General features: G+C 65.6%; 14 protein-coding genes. 6 read left to right on the top strand and 8 right to left on the bottom strand.

All coding sequences use genetic code 11. From position 1 onward, the window contains the following. Positions 1 to 275 precede the first annotated feature (275 nt). A complete protein-coding gene (locus FJW10_RS28090; protein ID WP_140902487.1) occupies positions 276 to 1,061 on the bottom strand; it encodes a hypothetical protein in 786 nt (261 codons plus the stop codon). Between the two features lie 30 nt (positions 1,062 to 1,091). After that, positions 1,092 to 1,349 (bottom strand): hypothetical protein, encoded by a 258-nt coding sequence (locus FJW10_RS28085; RefSeq protein WP_140902486.1) that lies wholly within the window; start codon positions 1,347 to 1,349, stop codon positions 1,092 to 1,094. A 222-nt stretch (positions 1,350 to 1,571) separates the two neighbouring features. On the opposite strand from FJW10_RS28085, the gene FJW10_RS28080 reads away from it, so the two are divergent. Then, the gene (locus FJW10_RS28080) at positions 1,572 to 2,204 is read left to right on the top strand and encodes an isoprenylcysteine carboxylmethyltransferase family protein (RefSeq protein WP_140902485.1); all 633 of its coding nucleotides are present in this window, start codon (positions 1,572 to 1,574) and stop codon (positions 2,202 to 2,204) included. A gap of 303 nt (positions 2,205 to 2,507) precedes the next feature. Here FJW10_RS28080 and FJW10_RS28075 read toward each other — a convergent pair whose 3' ends face one another. The 6 genes from FJW10_RS28075 to FJW10_RS28050 form a co-directional block, all read right to left on the bottom strand. Further along, positions 2,508 to 2,723, bottom strand: a complete 216-nt coding sequence (locus tag FJW10_RS28075; protein WP_140902484.1) for a hypothetical protein — start codon at positions 2,721 to 2,723, stop codon at positions 2,508 to 2,510. Beyond that, positions 2,720 to 3,475, bottom strand: coding sequence for a COG4280 domain-containing protein (locus tag FJW10_RS28070; protein ID WP_140902483.1), 756 nt, complete (start codon positions 3,473 to 3,475; stop codon positions 2,720 to 2,722). Before FJW10_RS28070 ends, FJW10_RS28075 begins: the two co-directional genes overlap by 4 nt. Positions 3,476 to 3,500: 25 nt before the next feature. After that, positions 3,501 to 4,544, bottom strand: coding sequence for an ABC transporter ATP-binding protein (locus FJW10_RS28065; RefSeq protein WP_181177689.1), 1,044 nt, complete (start codon positions 4,542 to 4,544; stop codon positions 3,501 to 3,503). After that, on the bottom strand, positions 4,541 to 6,337 hold the full coding sequence (locus tag FJW10_RS28060) for an ABC transporter permease subunit (RefSeq protein ID WP_181177688.1): 1,797 nt from the start codon (positions 6,335 to 6,337) through the stop codon (positions 4,541 to 4,543). The genes FJW10_RS28065 and FJW10_RS28060 overlap by 4 nt, the downstream gene beginning before the upstream one ends. Before the next feature lie 22 nt (positions 6,338 to 6,359). Then, the gene (locus FJW10_RS28055) at positions 6,360 to 7,364 is read right to left on the bottom strand and encodes an extracellular solute-binding protein (protein WP_140902481.1); all 1,005 of its coding nucleotides are present in this window, start codon (positions 7,362 to 7,364) and stop codon (positions 6,360 to 6,362) included. Positions 7,365 to 7,449: 85 nt separating this feature from the next. After that, complete coding sequence (locus tag FJW10_RS28050) at positions 7,450 to 8,352, bottom strand: MurR/RpiR family transcriptional regulator (protein WP_140902480.1); 903 nt, start codon at positions 8,350 to 8,352, stop codon at positions 7,450 to 7,452. A 242-nt stretch (positions 8,353 to 8,594) separates the two neighbouring features. Between FJW10_RS28050 and FJW10_RS28045 the strand changes: the two genes are divergently transcribed. From FJW10_RS28045 to FJW10_RS28025, 5 genes are all read left to right on the top strand, one after another. Then, positions 8,595 to 9,614: an LLM class flavin-dependent oxidoreductase gene (locus FJW10_RS28045; RefSeq protein ID WP_140902479.1), complete on the top strand. Its 1,020-nt coding sequence runs from the start codon at positions 8,595 to 8,597 to the stop codon at positions 9,612 to 9,614. A 402-nt stretch (positions 9,615 to 10,016) separates the two neighbouring features. After that, positions 10,017 to 10,982 (top strand): sugar ABC transporter substrate-binding protein, encoded by a 966-nt coding sequence (locus FJW10_RS28040; protein WP_140707329.1) that lies wholly within the window; start codon positions 10,017 to 10,019, stop codon positions 10,980 to 10,982. A gap of 129 nt (positions 10,983 to 11,111) precedes the next feature. Continuing rightward, on the top strand, positions 11,112 to 12,614 hold the full coding sequence (locus FJW10_RS28035; protein WP_140902478.1) for a sugar ABC transporter ATP-binding protein: 1,503 nt from the start codon (positions 11,112 to 11,114) through the stop codon (positions 12,612 to 12,614). Next, a complete protein-coding gene (locus FJW10_RS28030) occupies positions 12,611 to 13,627 on the top strand; it encodes an ABC transporter permease (RefSeq protein ID WP_140659065.1) in 1,017 nt (338 codons plus the stop codon). The genes FJW10_RS28035 and FJW10_RS28030 overlap by 4 nt, the downstream gene beginning before the upstream one ends. Before the next feature lie 12 nt (positions 13,628 to 13,639). Then, positions 13,640 to 14,638, top strand: a complete 999-nt coding sequence (locus FJW10_RS28025) for a substrate-binding domain-containing protein (RefSeq protein WP_140902477.1) — start codon at positions 13,640 to 13,642, stop codon at positions 14,636 to 14,638. Positions 14,639 to 14,663: the final 25 nt, after the last annotated feature.

The following is a 14,663-nucleotide window of genomic DNA, read 5'->3' as shown; positions in this document are numbered from 1 at the left end:
CATGGCCGGCCTCGGTCAGTCCCCTGACGACGTAGTCGGCGGTTCTCGGATCGTCTTCAACAAGCAGAAGTCGCATCGCCCCGTGCTGTCCTTGCCGCCTCAACCTCACCGGCATGGTAGCGCCGGCTGCGGCTTTTTCTTGGCCGGTCTCTATTTCTTCGCTTGACGCGGTTCCTGACGGAAATCCCGCGTCACCCGTTGCTGGAATTGCTCTAACCATCTGTTTTTACGCGCTGCCGGAGCGAAGGCCGCAACACATTTTTGCGAGAAGCGTTTTAGTCGAGCAGGGCCTGTTCGTCTTCGTCGATCAGGTTCCTCAGCGTCATATAGAGAACGATGACCACGATGCAGCCGAGGAAGGTCAGGCTGGTGGTGGTGGTGCCGAAGCCCATGCCGCCATATTCGACCGGTTGCGACAGCAGGTCGCCGAAGGAGGCGCCGAACGGCCGGGTCAGGATATAGGCGAGCCAGAAGGCGAGGATAGAGTTCAGGCCGAGGAAGAACCAGGCGAGCGCGATCGCCGCGATGACACCGCCGAAGATGAGGCCGGTGGCGAGATAACCCATGCCGAAACGCTCAGCGACCAGATCGCCGGCGGCCGTGCCGAGCGAGAAGGTGAAGAGGATCGCCAGCCAGTAGAAGATCTCGCGCCTGGTGGTGAAGATGGTGTGGATCGAGAGCGTCCTTTCGCTGGCGTACCAGGCCGCGAAAGTCAGTGCGAGGGCGGCCGAGAAGACGATCGTCGTCGTCTCCAGCCGCACGCCGAAATTGTCGACGAGGTTGTCGGTGACCAAGGTACCGACGACGCTGATCAGCACCACCGCCAGCCAGTAGGCCCACGGCACGTAGCGCTTCCGCGCGAACTGAAGGACGAGCGCGACGACGAGGATGCCGCCCATGATCAAGGACGTGACTGTAAGGCCGAGGCCGAGATTGACGGCGAGATAGTCGGCCGCCGTCTCGCCCATGGTCACCGCCATGATCTTGATCAGCCAGAAATCGATGGTGACATCCGGGACGCGGTTCAATTCGGACTCGTGTGCATGGCTTGCTACGGTCATGGCGATATCCATCTCCGGTTCCTCCGGCGCTTACTTGCCAAGAATCTTCATGGCCTGGGCGAAGAAGTCGTCGGCGCGCTTGTCGTCGTCGGCGTTGCAACGCTCGATGCCCTTCGTCTCCAGTTCGGAAACCTTGTTCTTGTCGGCATCGTTGGGCTTCGCCTTGGCTTCGGCGGCGCGCAGGTCCTTCAGCGCCGTCTCGCAAGGCGTCGGGGCGGCAACGGCCGAGGCCAGCGGAGCGGCGATCGCGGCAGCGGCAAAGGCGAAAGCAAGGGCAAATTTGTTCATGACTCTATCCTGATGCTGAAGGCCGATATTCGGCGCCTGTTCACGCCGCCTCAAAATTCCGTGCGGCGATCGTCAGGCTAGACGGGCGAATTCACCGCAGCCTGTCTGGGCGCTTACAAATTCGTAAGGTCGGCCGAAAACCTCCGCCGGGCCTCGTCATCGCGCGGCGGAAGGGTTAGAGAAGCCTTGGCGCCCCTGTCGACGCCGCAGCGGTGAGAAAGAATGGCCTACGCATCCCTCAGATCGGCGCCGAAGGCGTTCGACCAGCACAAGCGCCTGATCGTCGTGCAGGTGGCCGCCGTGCTTGCCGTCATCCTGCTCCTGTTCAGCAAGCCGGCGCTGGCCGAAGGGTCGGGCGGGCACGAAATCGTCGAGACGATCGGGTTCGCGATGGTGCTGATCTGTTTCCTTGGCCGGCTGTGGAGCATCCTCTTCGTCGGCGGCAGGAAGAATGACGAGCTGATCATGTCCGGTCCGTTCTCGATGACCCGCAACCCGCTCTATTTCTTCTCGACCGTCGGCGCTGCCGGCATCGGCCTGATGTTCGGCTCGCTGCTGGCCGCCGCGATGCTTGGCCTGGCGAGCTTCCTGGTCTTCCGCTTCACCGCGCGCAAGGAGGCCGAATACCTCGCCGGCAAGTTCGGTGCGGCTTACGCGGCTTATGCCGACCGCACGCCGCGCTTCTGGCCGAATCCGCTGCTTTACCGCGACGAGGCGCAATGGCTGTTTTCGACGCGCGCGCTGAGGAACACATTCCGCGACGGGCTCTATTTCCTGGCACTGTTTCCGGTCATCGAGGCGGTGGAGTATTTCCGCCTCAGCGGCGATCTGCCGACGCTTTTTACGGTCTATTAGGTCTCCGGCGCGGATTTGGCCGGCGGCTATGCTTTGCCTTGGCAGGCGGCATGCTTGGAGATTGACTGAAGCGCCCATCGCGATCGTCATCCTATGGCGGAGCAAGGAGCGAAGCGACGCGCGCAGACCGTAGGATCCATGCCATTACTTTGAAGCGTCACAACGGTGCAGAATTCTGCCTCGCTGCATTCCACGGCTGAGGGCACGGCATGGATTCCAGGGTCTCCGCGACGCCGCTTCGCGGCTGCTCCGCCCTGGAATGACGAAGCTGGGAAGCTTCCGCCAATCTCCAGCGTTACGCGATCAGCGCCCCTTGTCGCGCGCGGCGCGGCGCGTGCTCTGCAGAAGAATTGCCAGGCAGCCGGCGAGAAGCAGCCAGCCGCCGGCGAGCGGCGGCAGTCCCAGGAACTTCACCGCGGCGGCGATCAGTGCAATGAGGATCAGCGCCAGCAGCGCCAGGCTGCCGTCGTCGACGAACATGCCGACGAGCTCCTTGAAGACAAGACGGATCATGATCATCGGGCGACTCCTTCGACCGGCGTCGGATAGGCGCCGCGCAGCCAGCGCACGATGGCGAAGGATGCGGCGGCAATGATGGCGAAGATGGCGAGCAGAGCGAGGTCGGCGCCCGGCCATTCGGCACCGAGGCCTTCGCCGGTCCAGAACACGCCGAAGCTGGTCAGCATCAGCCCGACGACGAATTTCAGTGCGTTTTCCGGCACGCGCGCCAAAGGCCGGTGCACGGCGAGGCCGATCAGCATCACCAGCACGAAGGCGGCCAGCGCGCCGAGGCCGGCATAGAGCGTCTGGCCATGCGCGGCGCCGACGGCGATGACGATGAACACCACCTCGACGCCTTCGAGCAGCACCGCCTTGAACGACGCGACGGCCGCAAGATAGTCGGCGCGGCGGTCATCGGCCTGCCGCTGCAGCGCCGCCGTCTCCTTGGAAAAGGCCTGCTGCTCGTCATGCAGCGCGATGACGCCGACGCTGCGCAGGATCGCTTTCCTCAGCCAGCGCATGCCGAACAGGATCAAAAGCACGCCGACCACGAATTGCAGGACGGTGATGGGAACGAGCGCCAGCAGCGGTCCGAACGCCAGCACCAGCGCCGCCAGCACGGCAAGCGCCAGCGCCGCGCCGGTCAGCGCCGGGCGCCAGCTGCGCGTCACGCCGACGGCGAGCACGATCGTGAAGGCTTCGACCACCTCGACGAAGGAGGCCAGGAAAGAGGCCGTCACGGTGGAAAGTATGGGTGTCAGGCCATGCATGCAGGCATCCTATAGTCCGGAATCATCAGTTGGCGAGAACGATACAGCGCTCGGGCGGCAGCGAGAATGCCAGGAACGAGCCGACCGGGGGTGCCTCGGGCCAATCGAGGCGGACACGCTGCGGACCAAGCTCCACCGCCAGCCGCCAGCAGCGGCCCTGGAAGGCGCTCGACAGCACCTTGCCCTGCAGCCGGTTGCCGGGATGCGCCTCGGCCGGCCGCGCGTCTTCCGGCCGGACCACAAGCATGCCATCGCCTGATTTCGCCCCGGGCGTGCGCAGGCTGTCGGCGGCGGCGCCCCGCACACTGAACAGCCCGTCGCGCACGGTGCCGGGCACCACCGAAAAGCCGCCGATGAAACCGGCGACGAAGGAATCGGCCGGTGCCTCGTAGATCGCGAACGGCGTGTCGAACTGGGCGATGCGGCCGTCGCGCATCACAGCGATGCGATCCGAAACGGCCATGGCTTCGGCCTGGTCGTGCGTCACATAGATGACGGTGGCAGCTTCGCGCCGCACCAGCTCCATCATCTCGATGCGCATGTCCTCGCGCAGTGCCGCGTCGAGATTGCTGAGCGGCTCGTCGAACAGCATCAGCGCCGGCCGCGCCGCGAGGCAGCGGGCGATGGCGACACGCTGCTGCTGCCCGCCCGACAGCTCCGAGGGGTAGCGGTCTCGATAGGGTGCGAGCCGCGCGACCTCCAGCGCATGGCCGACGCGGGCGGCGATCTCCGGTTCGGCGAGGCGCTGCGCGCGCAAGCCGAAAGACAGGTTGCCGGCCACTGTCATATGCGGCCACAGCGCGTAGTCCTGGAACACCATGCCGATTCGCCGCTTTTCCGCCGGCAGGACGGATCGTTCGCTCCAGACGACACGGTCGCCGAGCGCGATCATGCCGCTGTCGGGGTCGATCAGCCCGGCAATGCTGCGCAACAGCGTAGTCTTGCCGGAACCGCTCGGGCCAAGCAACGAGACGACCTCGCCGGCCTTGATGGCAAGGTCGAGGTTGCTGAGCACGGCGCGGCCGCCGAGCGACTTCGAGATGCCGGCGCAGCGGAGCGAGGCGGTCATGACGGCTCTCTCGACTTGGCCGGAATGCCTTGCGGTCGGCCGAAGGCAATGAAGCGCTTGAGCGGATACCAGATCAACGCCGCCGCACCGCCGGCAGCGGTCATGGCGGCCAGCGCGATGGCGCAGGCCAGTCCGTCGCGATCATGGCTGAACAGTTTCAGGATCAGGGTCGGCGCCGGCGGACCGCTTTGCGGAATGAGCATCTGCGACATCGGCAATTCGAAGACGGTGCGGATGAAGGTGAGCAGAAAGGCTGTGACGACGCTGAGCAGGATCAACGGCAAAGTCACCGATATGAGACGCCGAACGGCTCCGATGCCGGAGAGCCGCGCGGCGTCGGTCAGGCTCGGCGCCAATTGGCCGATGGCCGAGAGGATGACCACCAGGCAATAGGGCAGAGCCGCGGCGACATAACCCATGACGAGCAACGAGCCGTCGCCATAATGCGGAAACGGCCAGTCGCGGAAGCCGGGCAACCGGTTCCAGACCAGGATGTAGCCGAAGCCGAGCACGATGCCCGGGATCGCGACCGCGCCGAGCGACAGGCCAAGCACCGCGGTGCGTATGACCGGGCTCGACCGGTCGAGCTGGGCCGCGAGCAGCAAGGCCAGCGCGCTGGCGATGATCGCGGTCAGGCCGGCATAGAAGAGGCTGCGCATCAGCCCGTCATTGGCTGGTGTGTCGAGGCTGAGCGCGGCGTCGAGGTTGGCCAAGGTAAAGTTGCCGGGCTCGAGACCATGGCCAAGCGTGCTGGTCAGCGACCTTGCCGCGATCGCACCAAGCGGCAGGATCAGCGCCAGGAATGCGACCAGCAGCGCCATCGCCAGAACTAGCCAGCGCCAGGCACCGAGCCGATAGCGCCGGGCCGGCCTGGCCCGTCCGGAAATCAGCCGGGGATCGGCGCGGCGGCGCAGCAGCCTGTCGGCCATGACGACGAGCAGCACCAGCGCCAGCAGCACCAGGGCCTGCGCGCCGGCGGCGGGGAAGTCGACGGGGTAGTCGCTTGCCGCGGCATAGATGCCATAGGTCAGCACGCCGAAGCTCGACATCCTGGCAATCGTGGAGGCCAGGCCGAAATCGGAGAGCACTTCGGCGAAGCTGGCGATGAAGCTGAGCACGATTGCCGGCGCCAGCAACGGGCCGTTGACGCGCAGCCAGATCCGCACCGGTCCGGCGCCCGACAGGCGCGCCGCGTCCTCCATCTCGCCGCCCAGTCCCGCCAGCGCGCCGCCGATGATGAATGCCGCGAGGGGGAAGAGGCTCAGCGTGTGCACGAAGACCAGGCCGCCCAGCCCGAAGAAGGAAGCACCGAGCCACGGCGGCAACAGGCCGAGCTGTGCCAGGTAGCCGCCCGAGGACATCAGCAGCACCCAGGCCAGCGCCTTCAGGTAGGACGGCGTCAGGAACACAAGCCAGGGCACCAGGGAAACCGGGCCGCGCAGCGGAATCTCGCAACGCTGCACCAGCACGGCGAAGGCGCCACCGAGGATCGTCGTGGTCAGGGCCGCAAGCAGGCCGAGCTCCAGCGAATGCAGGATCGAGCCGGCGACATAGGGTGAGGAAAGGATGCGCGCGAGCGGTTCGGCGCTGACGAGAGCCTGCGCGCCATCGACCGCGAACAGTCCGGGCATGACGGCCTGCAGCAGCACGAGCGCAAGCGGCAGGCCGATCAGCAGGGCGAAGACCGCATAGACCGCCAGCGGCCCGCCAAGGCGCGCCAGCGCGGGCAAGCGCCTGCGCGCCCACCCGCTCGAACCGATGCCGCCGGCGGCGACATCGAATTTCTGCACCATCGTCATTGCCTGGCGAGCGCGGTCACTGGACGAACTTTTCCTTGTACCACTGCTTCCACTCCGTCTCGTGCGCCGAGGCGGTCGCGTCGTCGAGATGGGTATAGGCGATGCTGGTCTCGCGGCCGGGCTTGGGGTTCACGCCCTTGACGATCGGAATGTAGAAGAAGTCGGTGTCGTCGCCGTTCTGCATCGCGGCCTGGCCATCGGCGCTGGTGACGAAGTCGATGAACTTCTTCGCGGCATCCATGTGCTGCGTCTTGGCGCTGATGCCGAGGCCCTGCGGCAGCGACACCGAACCCTCGCTCGGATAGACGGCGATGACCGGCTCGCCGGCGGCGATCTTGGAGAAGATGGCGCTGTCCTGGTTGATGCCGACGGAGGCGTCGCCGGTGAGCACGGCCTTGTTGACCTTGCCGCCGCTGGAGAGCCCCGAGAGCGACTTGTTGGTCAGCGTCTTGGCGAGCAGCTCCTTGCCGGCGTCGACGCCGTTGGTCTGGAACAGGCCGGCAAGCCATTGATAGGCCGGACCGGAAAGGTTCGGGTCCTTGGCGGCGACGCTGCCGGCGAAGCCCTCGAGGTCAGCCCAGGATTTCGGCATCTTGTCGGCCTTGACCTTCTTGGTGTTGACCTCGATCGCGGTGGTGCTGGTGCCGGTCGGCAGGAAAGCACGGCTCTGCGGGATCAGCGACTTGCCGAGATCGGTCCAGGCGATCTTGTCATAGGCTTCGGCCGGCACGGGCTGCAGCACGTGGTCGGCCGCCATGCGCTCCATCACGGCGGAACCGTCGAGCCAGACGATGTCGAATTGCGGGTTGCTGCCTTCGGCGGCGATCTTGCCCAGCGTCTCGCCGGTGCTGCCGGGTTCGACGACGTCGACGGTCAGCCCGGTCTTGGCCTGGAAGGCCTTGGCGACCGGGCCGGCAAAGTCGAGCGCGTCATAGAGCACCAGATCGGCGGCGCAAGCCGGCGCGGCGATGGATAGGGCCGTCAAACTCAACGCAAGTCCAAGCGTTGCCTTTACAGTCATTTCGCTCTCCTGTTGTTCGGAAAAGGCAAAGTAATGCCGATTTTATGTTATATTATTGTTGCTGACACTTTTATGTCGATGGCGATTACTTCTTGCGCGTTCCTCGTTTTATCCATGCCTTGTCGATTGCGCCGCGCAGGCCGCTCAACCGGTCCAGGCTGTCGAATGCGGTCTCGCCGGCCTTCGCCGCCAGGGCGATGATCATTGCTTCGATGAGCACCATGGTGCCGCCATGGGTGGCGAGGTGATCCGCCTTGCCGCGCGGGACCGGCAGCATCGCCGCTATCCTGTCTGCGACGAGCGGCCCGAGATTGTCGCTGACCAGCACCACCGGCACCTCATGCAGGCCGGCCTGGTCGAGGACGATCTCGACCTCGCGGTAAAGCGGCGCGTAGGCCATCATCAGCACGGCGTCGCCGCTTTCCAGCCATAGCAGGCGGTCGGCAAGCGCGACGCCCGACACCGAAAGCGCGCTGCTCGGCAGGCCGATCCTGTTGAATTGCAGCGCCGCGTATTCGGCCATGGCGCCGGACGGGCCGATGCCGAAGATGTGGCGGCGCCGGGCGCGCGAAAGGATATCGACGGCGCTGGCGAAGGCCGCTTCCATCTCGGGCAGCTTCAGCGCCTCGAGCGCGCTTTCATGGAGGCCGACGACATGGCGCAACGCCGCGGCGCTGTCGCCGCCCGTCTCCTGCAAGGTGCGGGCCAGCCGCCTGCCGGGCGAGGCCGTTCCGGTCAGGTCCGCGAGCAGCATCTGGCGCAGCGCCGACAGGCTGTCGAAGCCGAGCGAGCGGGCGGTGCGCACCACGGTTGCGTCGCTGGCGCCGGCAAGGGCGGCGATCTCGGCCGCCGATCCCAGAAGCACCGCCCGCTTCTGGCTGACGAAAAAGCGCGCCATGCGCTGCTCGGCCGGCGACAGGGCTTCCAGCGCCGCCTCGACGCGATCGTCGAAAGCGCGTTGCCGGTCGGCGGGATCGTCGGATGTCATGATTGTCGGCCATTCGTCAGGAAGGATCGTAGCATTCGCTACGGCGATGACATTCCGAAATGTTCATTACATCCGTGTGACAACGCCGGCCGTGGATCACAGGACCGATCGGCGCGCCGAGCCTTACTCATTGACGGTCTGTATCCGTTCGGTGTCCGTTGTATCCCGGCGCTGCCCTGGCTATCTGCTGGAGCAACAAGGAGTTCGAGCGGCCGATGGATCGCTCCAGCAGGAATGGAACCATGAAGAAGATCGGATTTCTGTCGTTCGGGCATTGGTCACCCTCGCCGCAATCGGGCACGCGCTCGGGCGCCGACGCGCTTTTGCAGTCGATCGACCTCGCGGTGGCGGCCGAGGAGCTCGGCGCCGACGGCGCCTATTATCGCGTCCACCATTTTGCCCGCCAGCTCGCCTCGCCGTTTCCGTTGCTTGCCGCGGCGGGCGCCAAAACCAAGCGTATCGAACTCGGCACCGCCGTCATCGACATGCGCTATGAGAACCCGCTCTACATGGCCGAGGATGCGGGTGCTGCAGACCTCATCGCCGGCGGACGTCTGCAGTTGGGCATCAGCCGCGGCTCGCCCGAGCAGGTGATCGATGGCTGGCGCCATTTCGGCTATGTGCCGGAAGAGGGCAAGAGCGACGCCGACATGGCGCGCCGGCATTCGGAGATCTTCCTCGACCTGTTGCGCGGCGAAGGCTTTGCCCAGCCCAATCCGCGCCCGATGTTCCCCAACCCGCCTGGCCTGCTTAGGCTGGAGCCCTTCTCGGCGGGCTTGCGCGACCGCATCTGGTGGGGCGCGGCCACCGACGCCACCGCGGTGTGGGCGGCCAAGCTCGGCATGAACCTGCAAAGCTCGACGCTGAAATTCGACGAGAGCGGCGAGCCGCTGCATGTCCAGCAGGCCAAGCAGATAAGAGCCTATCGCGCTGCCTGGAAGGAGGCAGGCCATGCCAGGGAGCCGCGCGTCTCGGTCAGCCGCAGCATTTTTGCCCTCGTCAACGACATGGACCGCGCCTATTTCGGCGGCAGCGAGGGCGAGGACCATTTCGGCTATATCGAGCCCGAGAAGCGCGCCGTGTTCGGCCGCACCTATGCCGACGAGCCGGACAAGCTGGTCGAGCAGCTCAAGGAGGACGAGGCGATCGCCGAGGCCGACACGCTGCTGCTCACCGTGCCCAACCAACTCGGCGTCGACTACAACGCCCATGTCATCGAGTCGATCCTGAAGCACGTCGCGCCGGCCCTGGGCTGGCGGTGAGGTCGCGAAAACCGCAAATGGCGTAATCTTGCGGGGGAGATGGCCGGCAGGCCAGAGGGGGTTCTGTCCCGCCGGCATCTCAGCATTCGGTTTCTTTAGCTCTGTCAGACGAATGCAGCTTTCGGAATTCTGCACCACGCTACGCTCATAGGACGCGGCCCGGATCCCAGGTCTGCGCCGCGTCGCTCGCTAGTGGCGCCGCTCTTGAAGCTATAGGCCGCGTTCCTTCCCACCCCCTCTGTCCTGCCGGATATCTTCCCCGCAAGTGGGGAGATCGGCAGCTTCGGCGCCCGGGCTCCTCCCGTCCTTACCCTCGACGTTGACATCTGATAAAATAGCGATCTACTTTGTAGCGTAATCGGTTACGTAACCGATTACGGCTCAATCAAGTGGAGGAGACTAATGAGCAAGATTTCGGACACGCACGGGTTTGGCCCGTTCTCGCGCCGCCAATTCCTGAAGACCAGCGCCTTGGCTGCAGGCGCGCTCGCACTGCCGCTCGGCCCGGCTCTTGCTGCCGACAAGCCGAAGGTCGGCCTGGTCATGAAGTCGCTCGCCAACGAGTTCTTCAAGCAGATGCAGGCCGGCGCGGAGGACTACGCGGCGAAGAACAAGGACAAGTTCGATTTCGCCGCCGTCGGCATGAAGGACGAGCGCGACTTCGCCGCCCAGGTCGACGCGATCGAGAACTTCATCACCCAGAACTACAACATCATCGTCGTGGCGCCGGCCGATTCGAAGGCCATGGTCACGCCGATCGCGAAGGCGCTGAAGGCCGGCATCAAGGTGATCAACATCGACGTCTCGCTCGACACCGAGGCCAAGAAGAAGGCCGGCATCGACCTCGCCTTTTTCGGGCCGGACAACCGCGCCGGCGCCAAGCTCGCCGGCGACGCGCTCGGCAAGGCGCTGGGCAAGGGCGGCAAGGTCGTCATCCTCGAAGGCAATCCCGAGGCCGACAACGCCAAGGAACGCAAGCTCGGCTTCGACGACGCGGTGAAGGAAAACGGCCTCGACCTGCTCGATTCCAAGACCGCGCATTGGGAAACCGAGGAGGCCAACACGCTGATGACCAACTTCCTCACCCAGCATCCCGACATCCAGGGCGTGATGGCGGCCAACGACTCGATGGCGCTCGGCGTCGTCAAGGCGATCGACGCGGCCGGCAAGTCCGGTCAGATCAAGGTCGTCGGCTTCGACAACATCCCGGCCGTCGGCCCGCTGCTGAAGGACGGCAAGATGCTCGCCACCGTCGAGCAGTATGGCGCGCAGATGGCCGCCATGGGCATCGACTACGGCCTGCGCGAGCTTGCCGGCGAGAAATTCTCCGGCTGGGTCAAGACCGACATCAAGCTGATCACCGCCTGAGGCGAGCCGCCGCCGGCGCTCCCTTCCGGCACGTGCTTGCCTCGTCATCGTCGCCGGCAACCTGCCGGCGGCGATGACCGCGCGCTCGTACCGCCGTTGCGATAGAAGAGCGCTGTTCAGGATTGCCGCATGAACGACGTGATTCTTTCCCTTGAAGGGGTCGGAAAAATCTTTCCCGGCGCCGTCGCGCTGAGCGACGTGTCGCTGTCGATCGCGCGCGGCGAAACCCATATCATCCTGGGCGAGAACGGCGCCGGCAAGTCGACGCTGATCAAGCTCCTGGCCGGCATCTACCAGCCGGACTCGGGCAGGATCGCCTTCAACGGCCAGCCCTACCAGCCGAAGACGCCGCATGACGCGCAGCAGAGCGGCATCCGCATCGTGCACCAGGAACTGAACCTTCTGCCCTATCTCAGCATCGCCGAGAATCTGATGCTGGAAAACCTGCCGCGCCGCCGCTTCGGCATCGTCGACCGCAAGACGCTCAACAGCCGCGCCGTGGCGCTGCTCAAGGAAGTCGGCCTCGACGTCGATCCGCGCACGCGCGTTGAAGCCTTGGGCGTCGCGCAGATGCAACTGGTCGAGATCGCCAAGGCGCTTAGCTACGACTCGAAGCTCTTGGTGCTCGACGAGCCGACGGCGACGCTGACGCCGCCCGAGATCGAACGGCTGTTTTCCATCATCAAGCGGCTCAAGGCCAAGGGCGTCACCATCATCTACATCTCGCACCGGCTGCACGAAGTGTTCGAGATCGGCAACCGGGTGACGGTGTTGCGCAATGGCAGGCTGGTCGCGACCCGCGATCTCGAGGGCCTCACCGTGCCCGACCTGGTGCGCATGATGATCGGCCGCGACATCGCTGACGAATATGGTTTCGACGCCTCGATCGTGCCGGGCAAGGTCGCGCTCAGCGTCGCCAATCTGAAGCGCGACGCCGCGACGCCGGACATTTCCTTCGCCGTGCGCCATGGCGAGATCCTCGGCGTCGCCGGCCTGGTCGGCAGCGGCCGCACCGAAGCCATGCGCGCCTTGTTCGGCGCCGATCCCAAGCTCGACGGCGTCGTCGAGATCGACGGCAAGCCGGTGGCGATCGCCGCGCCCAAGGACGCGGTGCGGCACGGCTTGAGCCTGCTCACCGAGGACCGCAAGGGCCAGGGCCTGCTGCTCGACATGGCCGTCGACAAGAACATCACCATCACCGATCTCGGCAAGGTCTCGCGCAACGGGCTGCTCAACCGCCGGGCGGAGAGCGCGGCGGCAAACGATTTGGTCGGCCAGCTGCGCGTCAAGGCGAGCTCGATCGAGCAGGCGGTGCGCAACCTTTCCGGCGGCAACCAGCAGAAGGTGGTTCTGGCCAAGTGGCTGTTCCGCGGCACCTCGACGCTGATCCTCGACGAGCCGACGCGGGGCGTCGACATCGGCGCGCGGCGCGAGATCTACCAACTGCTCTGGATGCTGGCGGCGCAGCAGAAGGGCATCATCATGGTGTCGTCCGACCTGCCCGAGCTGATGGGCATGTGCCACCGCATCATCGTCTTTTCCAGGAACAGGATCGTCGGCGAGGTGCCGCGGTCCGAATTCGACCAGGAGCGTATCCTGTCGCTCGCCTATCAGGAGTATGTGCGACCATGAGCGAGACGTCCGAGATAGCCGTGGCGGCGCCGGTTTCTCCCGCAAGGGCGAAGTTCCTGCGCTTCCTGGTGCGCGATGCAGGCGTGTTGCTGGCGCTGGTGCTGATCACGCTGTTCTTCTCGGCGACCGCGCCTTATTTCGCCACCTCCGGCAACGCGCTGAAGATCTTCGTGCAGATCGCCATCAACACGGTGCTGGCGGCCGGCATGACCTTCGTCATCCTGACCGGCGGCATCGATCTTTCTGTCGGCTCGGTGCTGGCGCTGTGCACGGTCGTCGGCGCCACCGTGATGATCGACGAGAACCTGTCGCCGGCCGTCGCCATCACGCTGGCGCTGCTCGCCTGCATGGCGACGGGCGCGGTGTGCGGCTTCCTCAATGGCTGGATATCGACGCGCTGGAAGATCCCGTCCTTCATCGTCACGCTCGGCATGCTCAACATGGCGGCGGGCGCTGCCCGCGTCGTCAGCGACAATTCCACCATCACCGGCCTGCCGCAGAGTTTCGTCGATTTCGGCAATCTGATCATCGGCGGCTTCCTGCCGTCGATCTTCCTGGTGGCGGTGCTGGTGATCGCGGCCGGCTGGTTCGTGCTGCGCTTCACCGTCTTCGGCCGCATGATCTTCGCCGTCGGCACCAATGACGAGGCGGTGCGGCTGTCGGGCCACAACCCGGATTTCTACAAGGTCGCCGCCTTCACCATCAGCGGGCTCACCGCCGGCATCGCGGCCATGGTCTATCTGTTGCGCCTCAACATCGGCAGCCCGATCGCCGGCGTCGGCTACGAGCTCAACGCGATCGCCGCCGTCATCATCGGCGGCACCAGCCTCAGCGGCGGCAAGGGCTCGATCATCGGCACGCTGGTCGGCGCCTGCATCCTGCAGGTGCTCTCCACCGGATTGCAGCTGCTCGGCGTCGGCGACAATTTCAAACCCATCGTAATCGGCCTTGTCATCGTGCTCGCGGTCATCCTAGACGCGTACCGGGAGAGGCTGTTGCGGAGGATCCGCTGAGGGGAACGGGCCATGACGACGATCGCCGATGTCGCGCGCCACGCGGGGGTATCCGTCGCTACCGTCTCGCATGTGATGAACCATACCCGCCATGTCGAGCCGGAAACGGCAGAGCGGGTGCGCGCCGCGATCGCTGCGCTGCGCTACAGCCCGAACTCGGTGGCGCGGAGCCTGCGGCGCGGCGAGACCAAGACCATCGGCCTGCTGCTTCCGGACAATTCCAATCCGTTCTTCGCCAGCGTCGCGCGGCAGATCGAGGACGCGGGCTTCGTTTCCGGCTACACGGTGATCCTGTGCAACTCCGACGGCAACGCCGAGAAGGAGGAGCGCTATCTTTCGGTGCTGATGGCAAAGCAGATCGACGGGCTGATCTTCGCAGGCTCGTCCGACCACGCGCGGGTGTTCGCCCGCCTCCTGCCCAGCGTGCCGGCGGTGCTGCTCGATCGCGAGATCCAGTCGGTCAATGTCGATTCCGTGCTGGTCGACCACGACCATGGCGGCTATCTCGCCGGGAAATACCTGGCCGGGCTCGGGCACCGGAAGATCGGCGTCATCGGCGGGCCGCGCGATTCGAGCTCCAGCCCCGCCCGCTTGCGCGGCTTTGTCCGCGCGCTCGAGGAGGCAGGCCTCGAGCTGCCGCCGTCCTCGATCGTCGATTCCGACTATCATTTCGCCGGCGGCCGGCTGGCGATGGAGCAGCTGATGGCGCAGGCGCGCGACATCACGGCGCTGTTTGCCTGCAACGATTTGATGGCGATGGGCGCGCTGACCGTGCTGCGCTCGCGCGGATTGCGGGTTCCCGACGACATGTCGATGGTCGGCTTCGACGACATCCCCTATGCCGTCACCACCTGGCCGCCGCTGACGACGATCGCGCAGCCGGTCGAAAAGATCGGCACGCGGGCGGTGAGCCTGCTGCTGGAACGCCTCGGCGATCCGGCCGCGCCCTCGCGCCGCGAGGTGCTGGCGCCGGTGCTGGTGGAAAGGGAAAGCTGCGCGGCGCGGCGGTAGGTGCTGGCAATCGCCGACGCTGGCG

Source organism: Mesorhizobium sp. B4-1-1, from assembly GCF_006439375.1.
In the GTDB taxonomy this organism is placed as follows: Bacteria; Pseudomonadota; Alphaproteobacteria; order Rhizobiales; family Rhizobiaceae; genus Mesorhizobium.
This window is presented reverse-complemented; position numbering and strand designations above follow the sequence as displayed.

Coding starts and splice junctions, on each gene's coding strand:
- FJW10_RS28090 (WP_140902487.1), bottom strand. CDS start 1,061: ATGACCGTAGCAAGCCATGCACACGAGTCCGAATTGAACCGCGTCCCG.
- FJW10_RS28085 (WP_140902486.1), bottom strand. CDS start 1,349: ATGAACAAATTTGCCCTTGCTTTCGCCTTTGCCGCTGCCGCGATCGCC.
- FJW10_RS28080 (WP_140902485.1), top strand. CDS start 1,572: ATGGCCTACGCATCCCTCAGATCGGCGCCGAAGGCGTTCGACCAGCAC.
- FJW10_RS28075 (WP_140902484.1), bottom strand. CDS start 2,723: ATGATCATGATCCGTCTTGTCTTCAAGGAGCTCGTCGGCATGTTCGTC.
- FJW10_RS28070 (WP_140902483.1), bottom strand. CDS start 3,475: ATGCATGGCCTGACACCCATACTTTCCACCGTGACGGCCTCTTTCCTG.
- FJW10_RS28065 (WP_181177689.1), bottom strand. CDS start 4,544: ATGACCGCCTCGCTCCGCTGCGCCGGCATCTCGAAGTCGCTCGGCGGC.
- FJW10_RS28060 (WP_181177688.1), bottom strand. CDS start 6,337: ATGGTGCAGAAATTCGATGTCGCCGCCGGCGGCATCGGTTCGAGCGGG.
- FJW10_RS28055 (WP_140902481.1), bottom strand. CDS start 7,364: ATGACTGTAAAGGCAACGCTTGGACTTGCGTTGAGTTTGACGGCCCTA.
- FJW10_RS28050 (WP_140902480.1), bottom strand. CDS start 8,352: ATGACATCCGACGATCCCGCCGACCGGCAACGCGCTTTCGACGATCGC.
- FJW10_RS28045 (WP_140902479.1), top strand. CDS start 8,595: ATGAAGAAGATCGGATTTCTGTCGTTCGGGCATTGGTCACCCTCGCCG.
- FJW10_RS28040 (WP_140707329.1), top strand. CDS start 10,017: ATGAGCAAGATTTCGGACACGCACGGGTTTGGCCCGTTCTCGCGCCGC.
- FJW10_RS28035 (WP_140902478.1), top strand. CDS start 11,112: ATGAACGACGTGATTCTTTCCCTTGAAGGGGTCGGAAAAATCTTTCCC.
- FJW10_RS28030 (WP_140659065.1), top strand. CDS start 12,611: ATGAGCGAGACGTCCGAGATAGCCGTGGCGGCGCCGGTTTCTCCCGCA.
- FJW10_RS28025 (WP_140902477.1), top strand. CDS start 13,640: ATGACGACGATCGCCGATGTCGCGCGCCACGCGGGGGTATCCGTCGCT.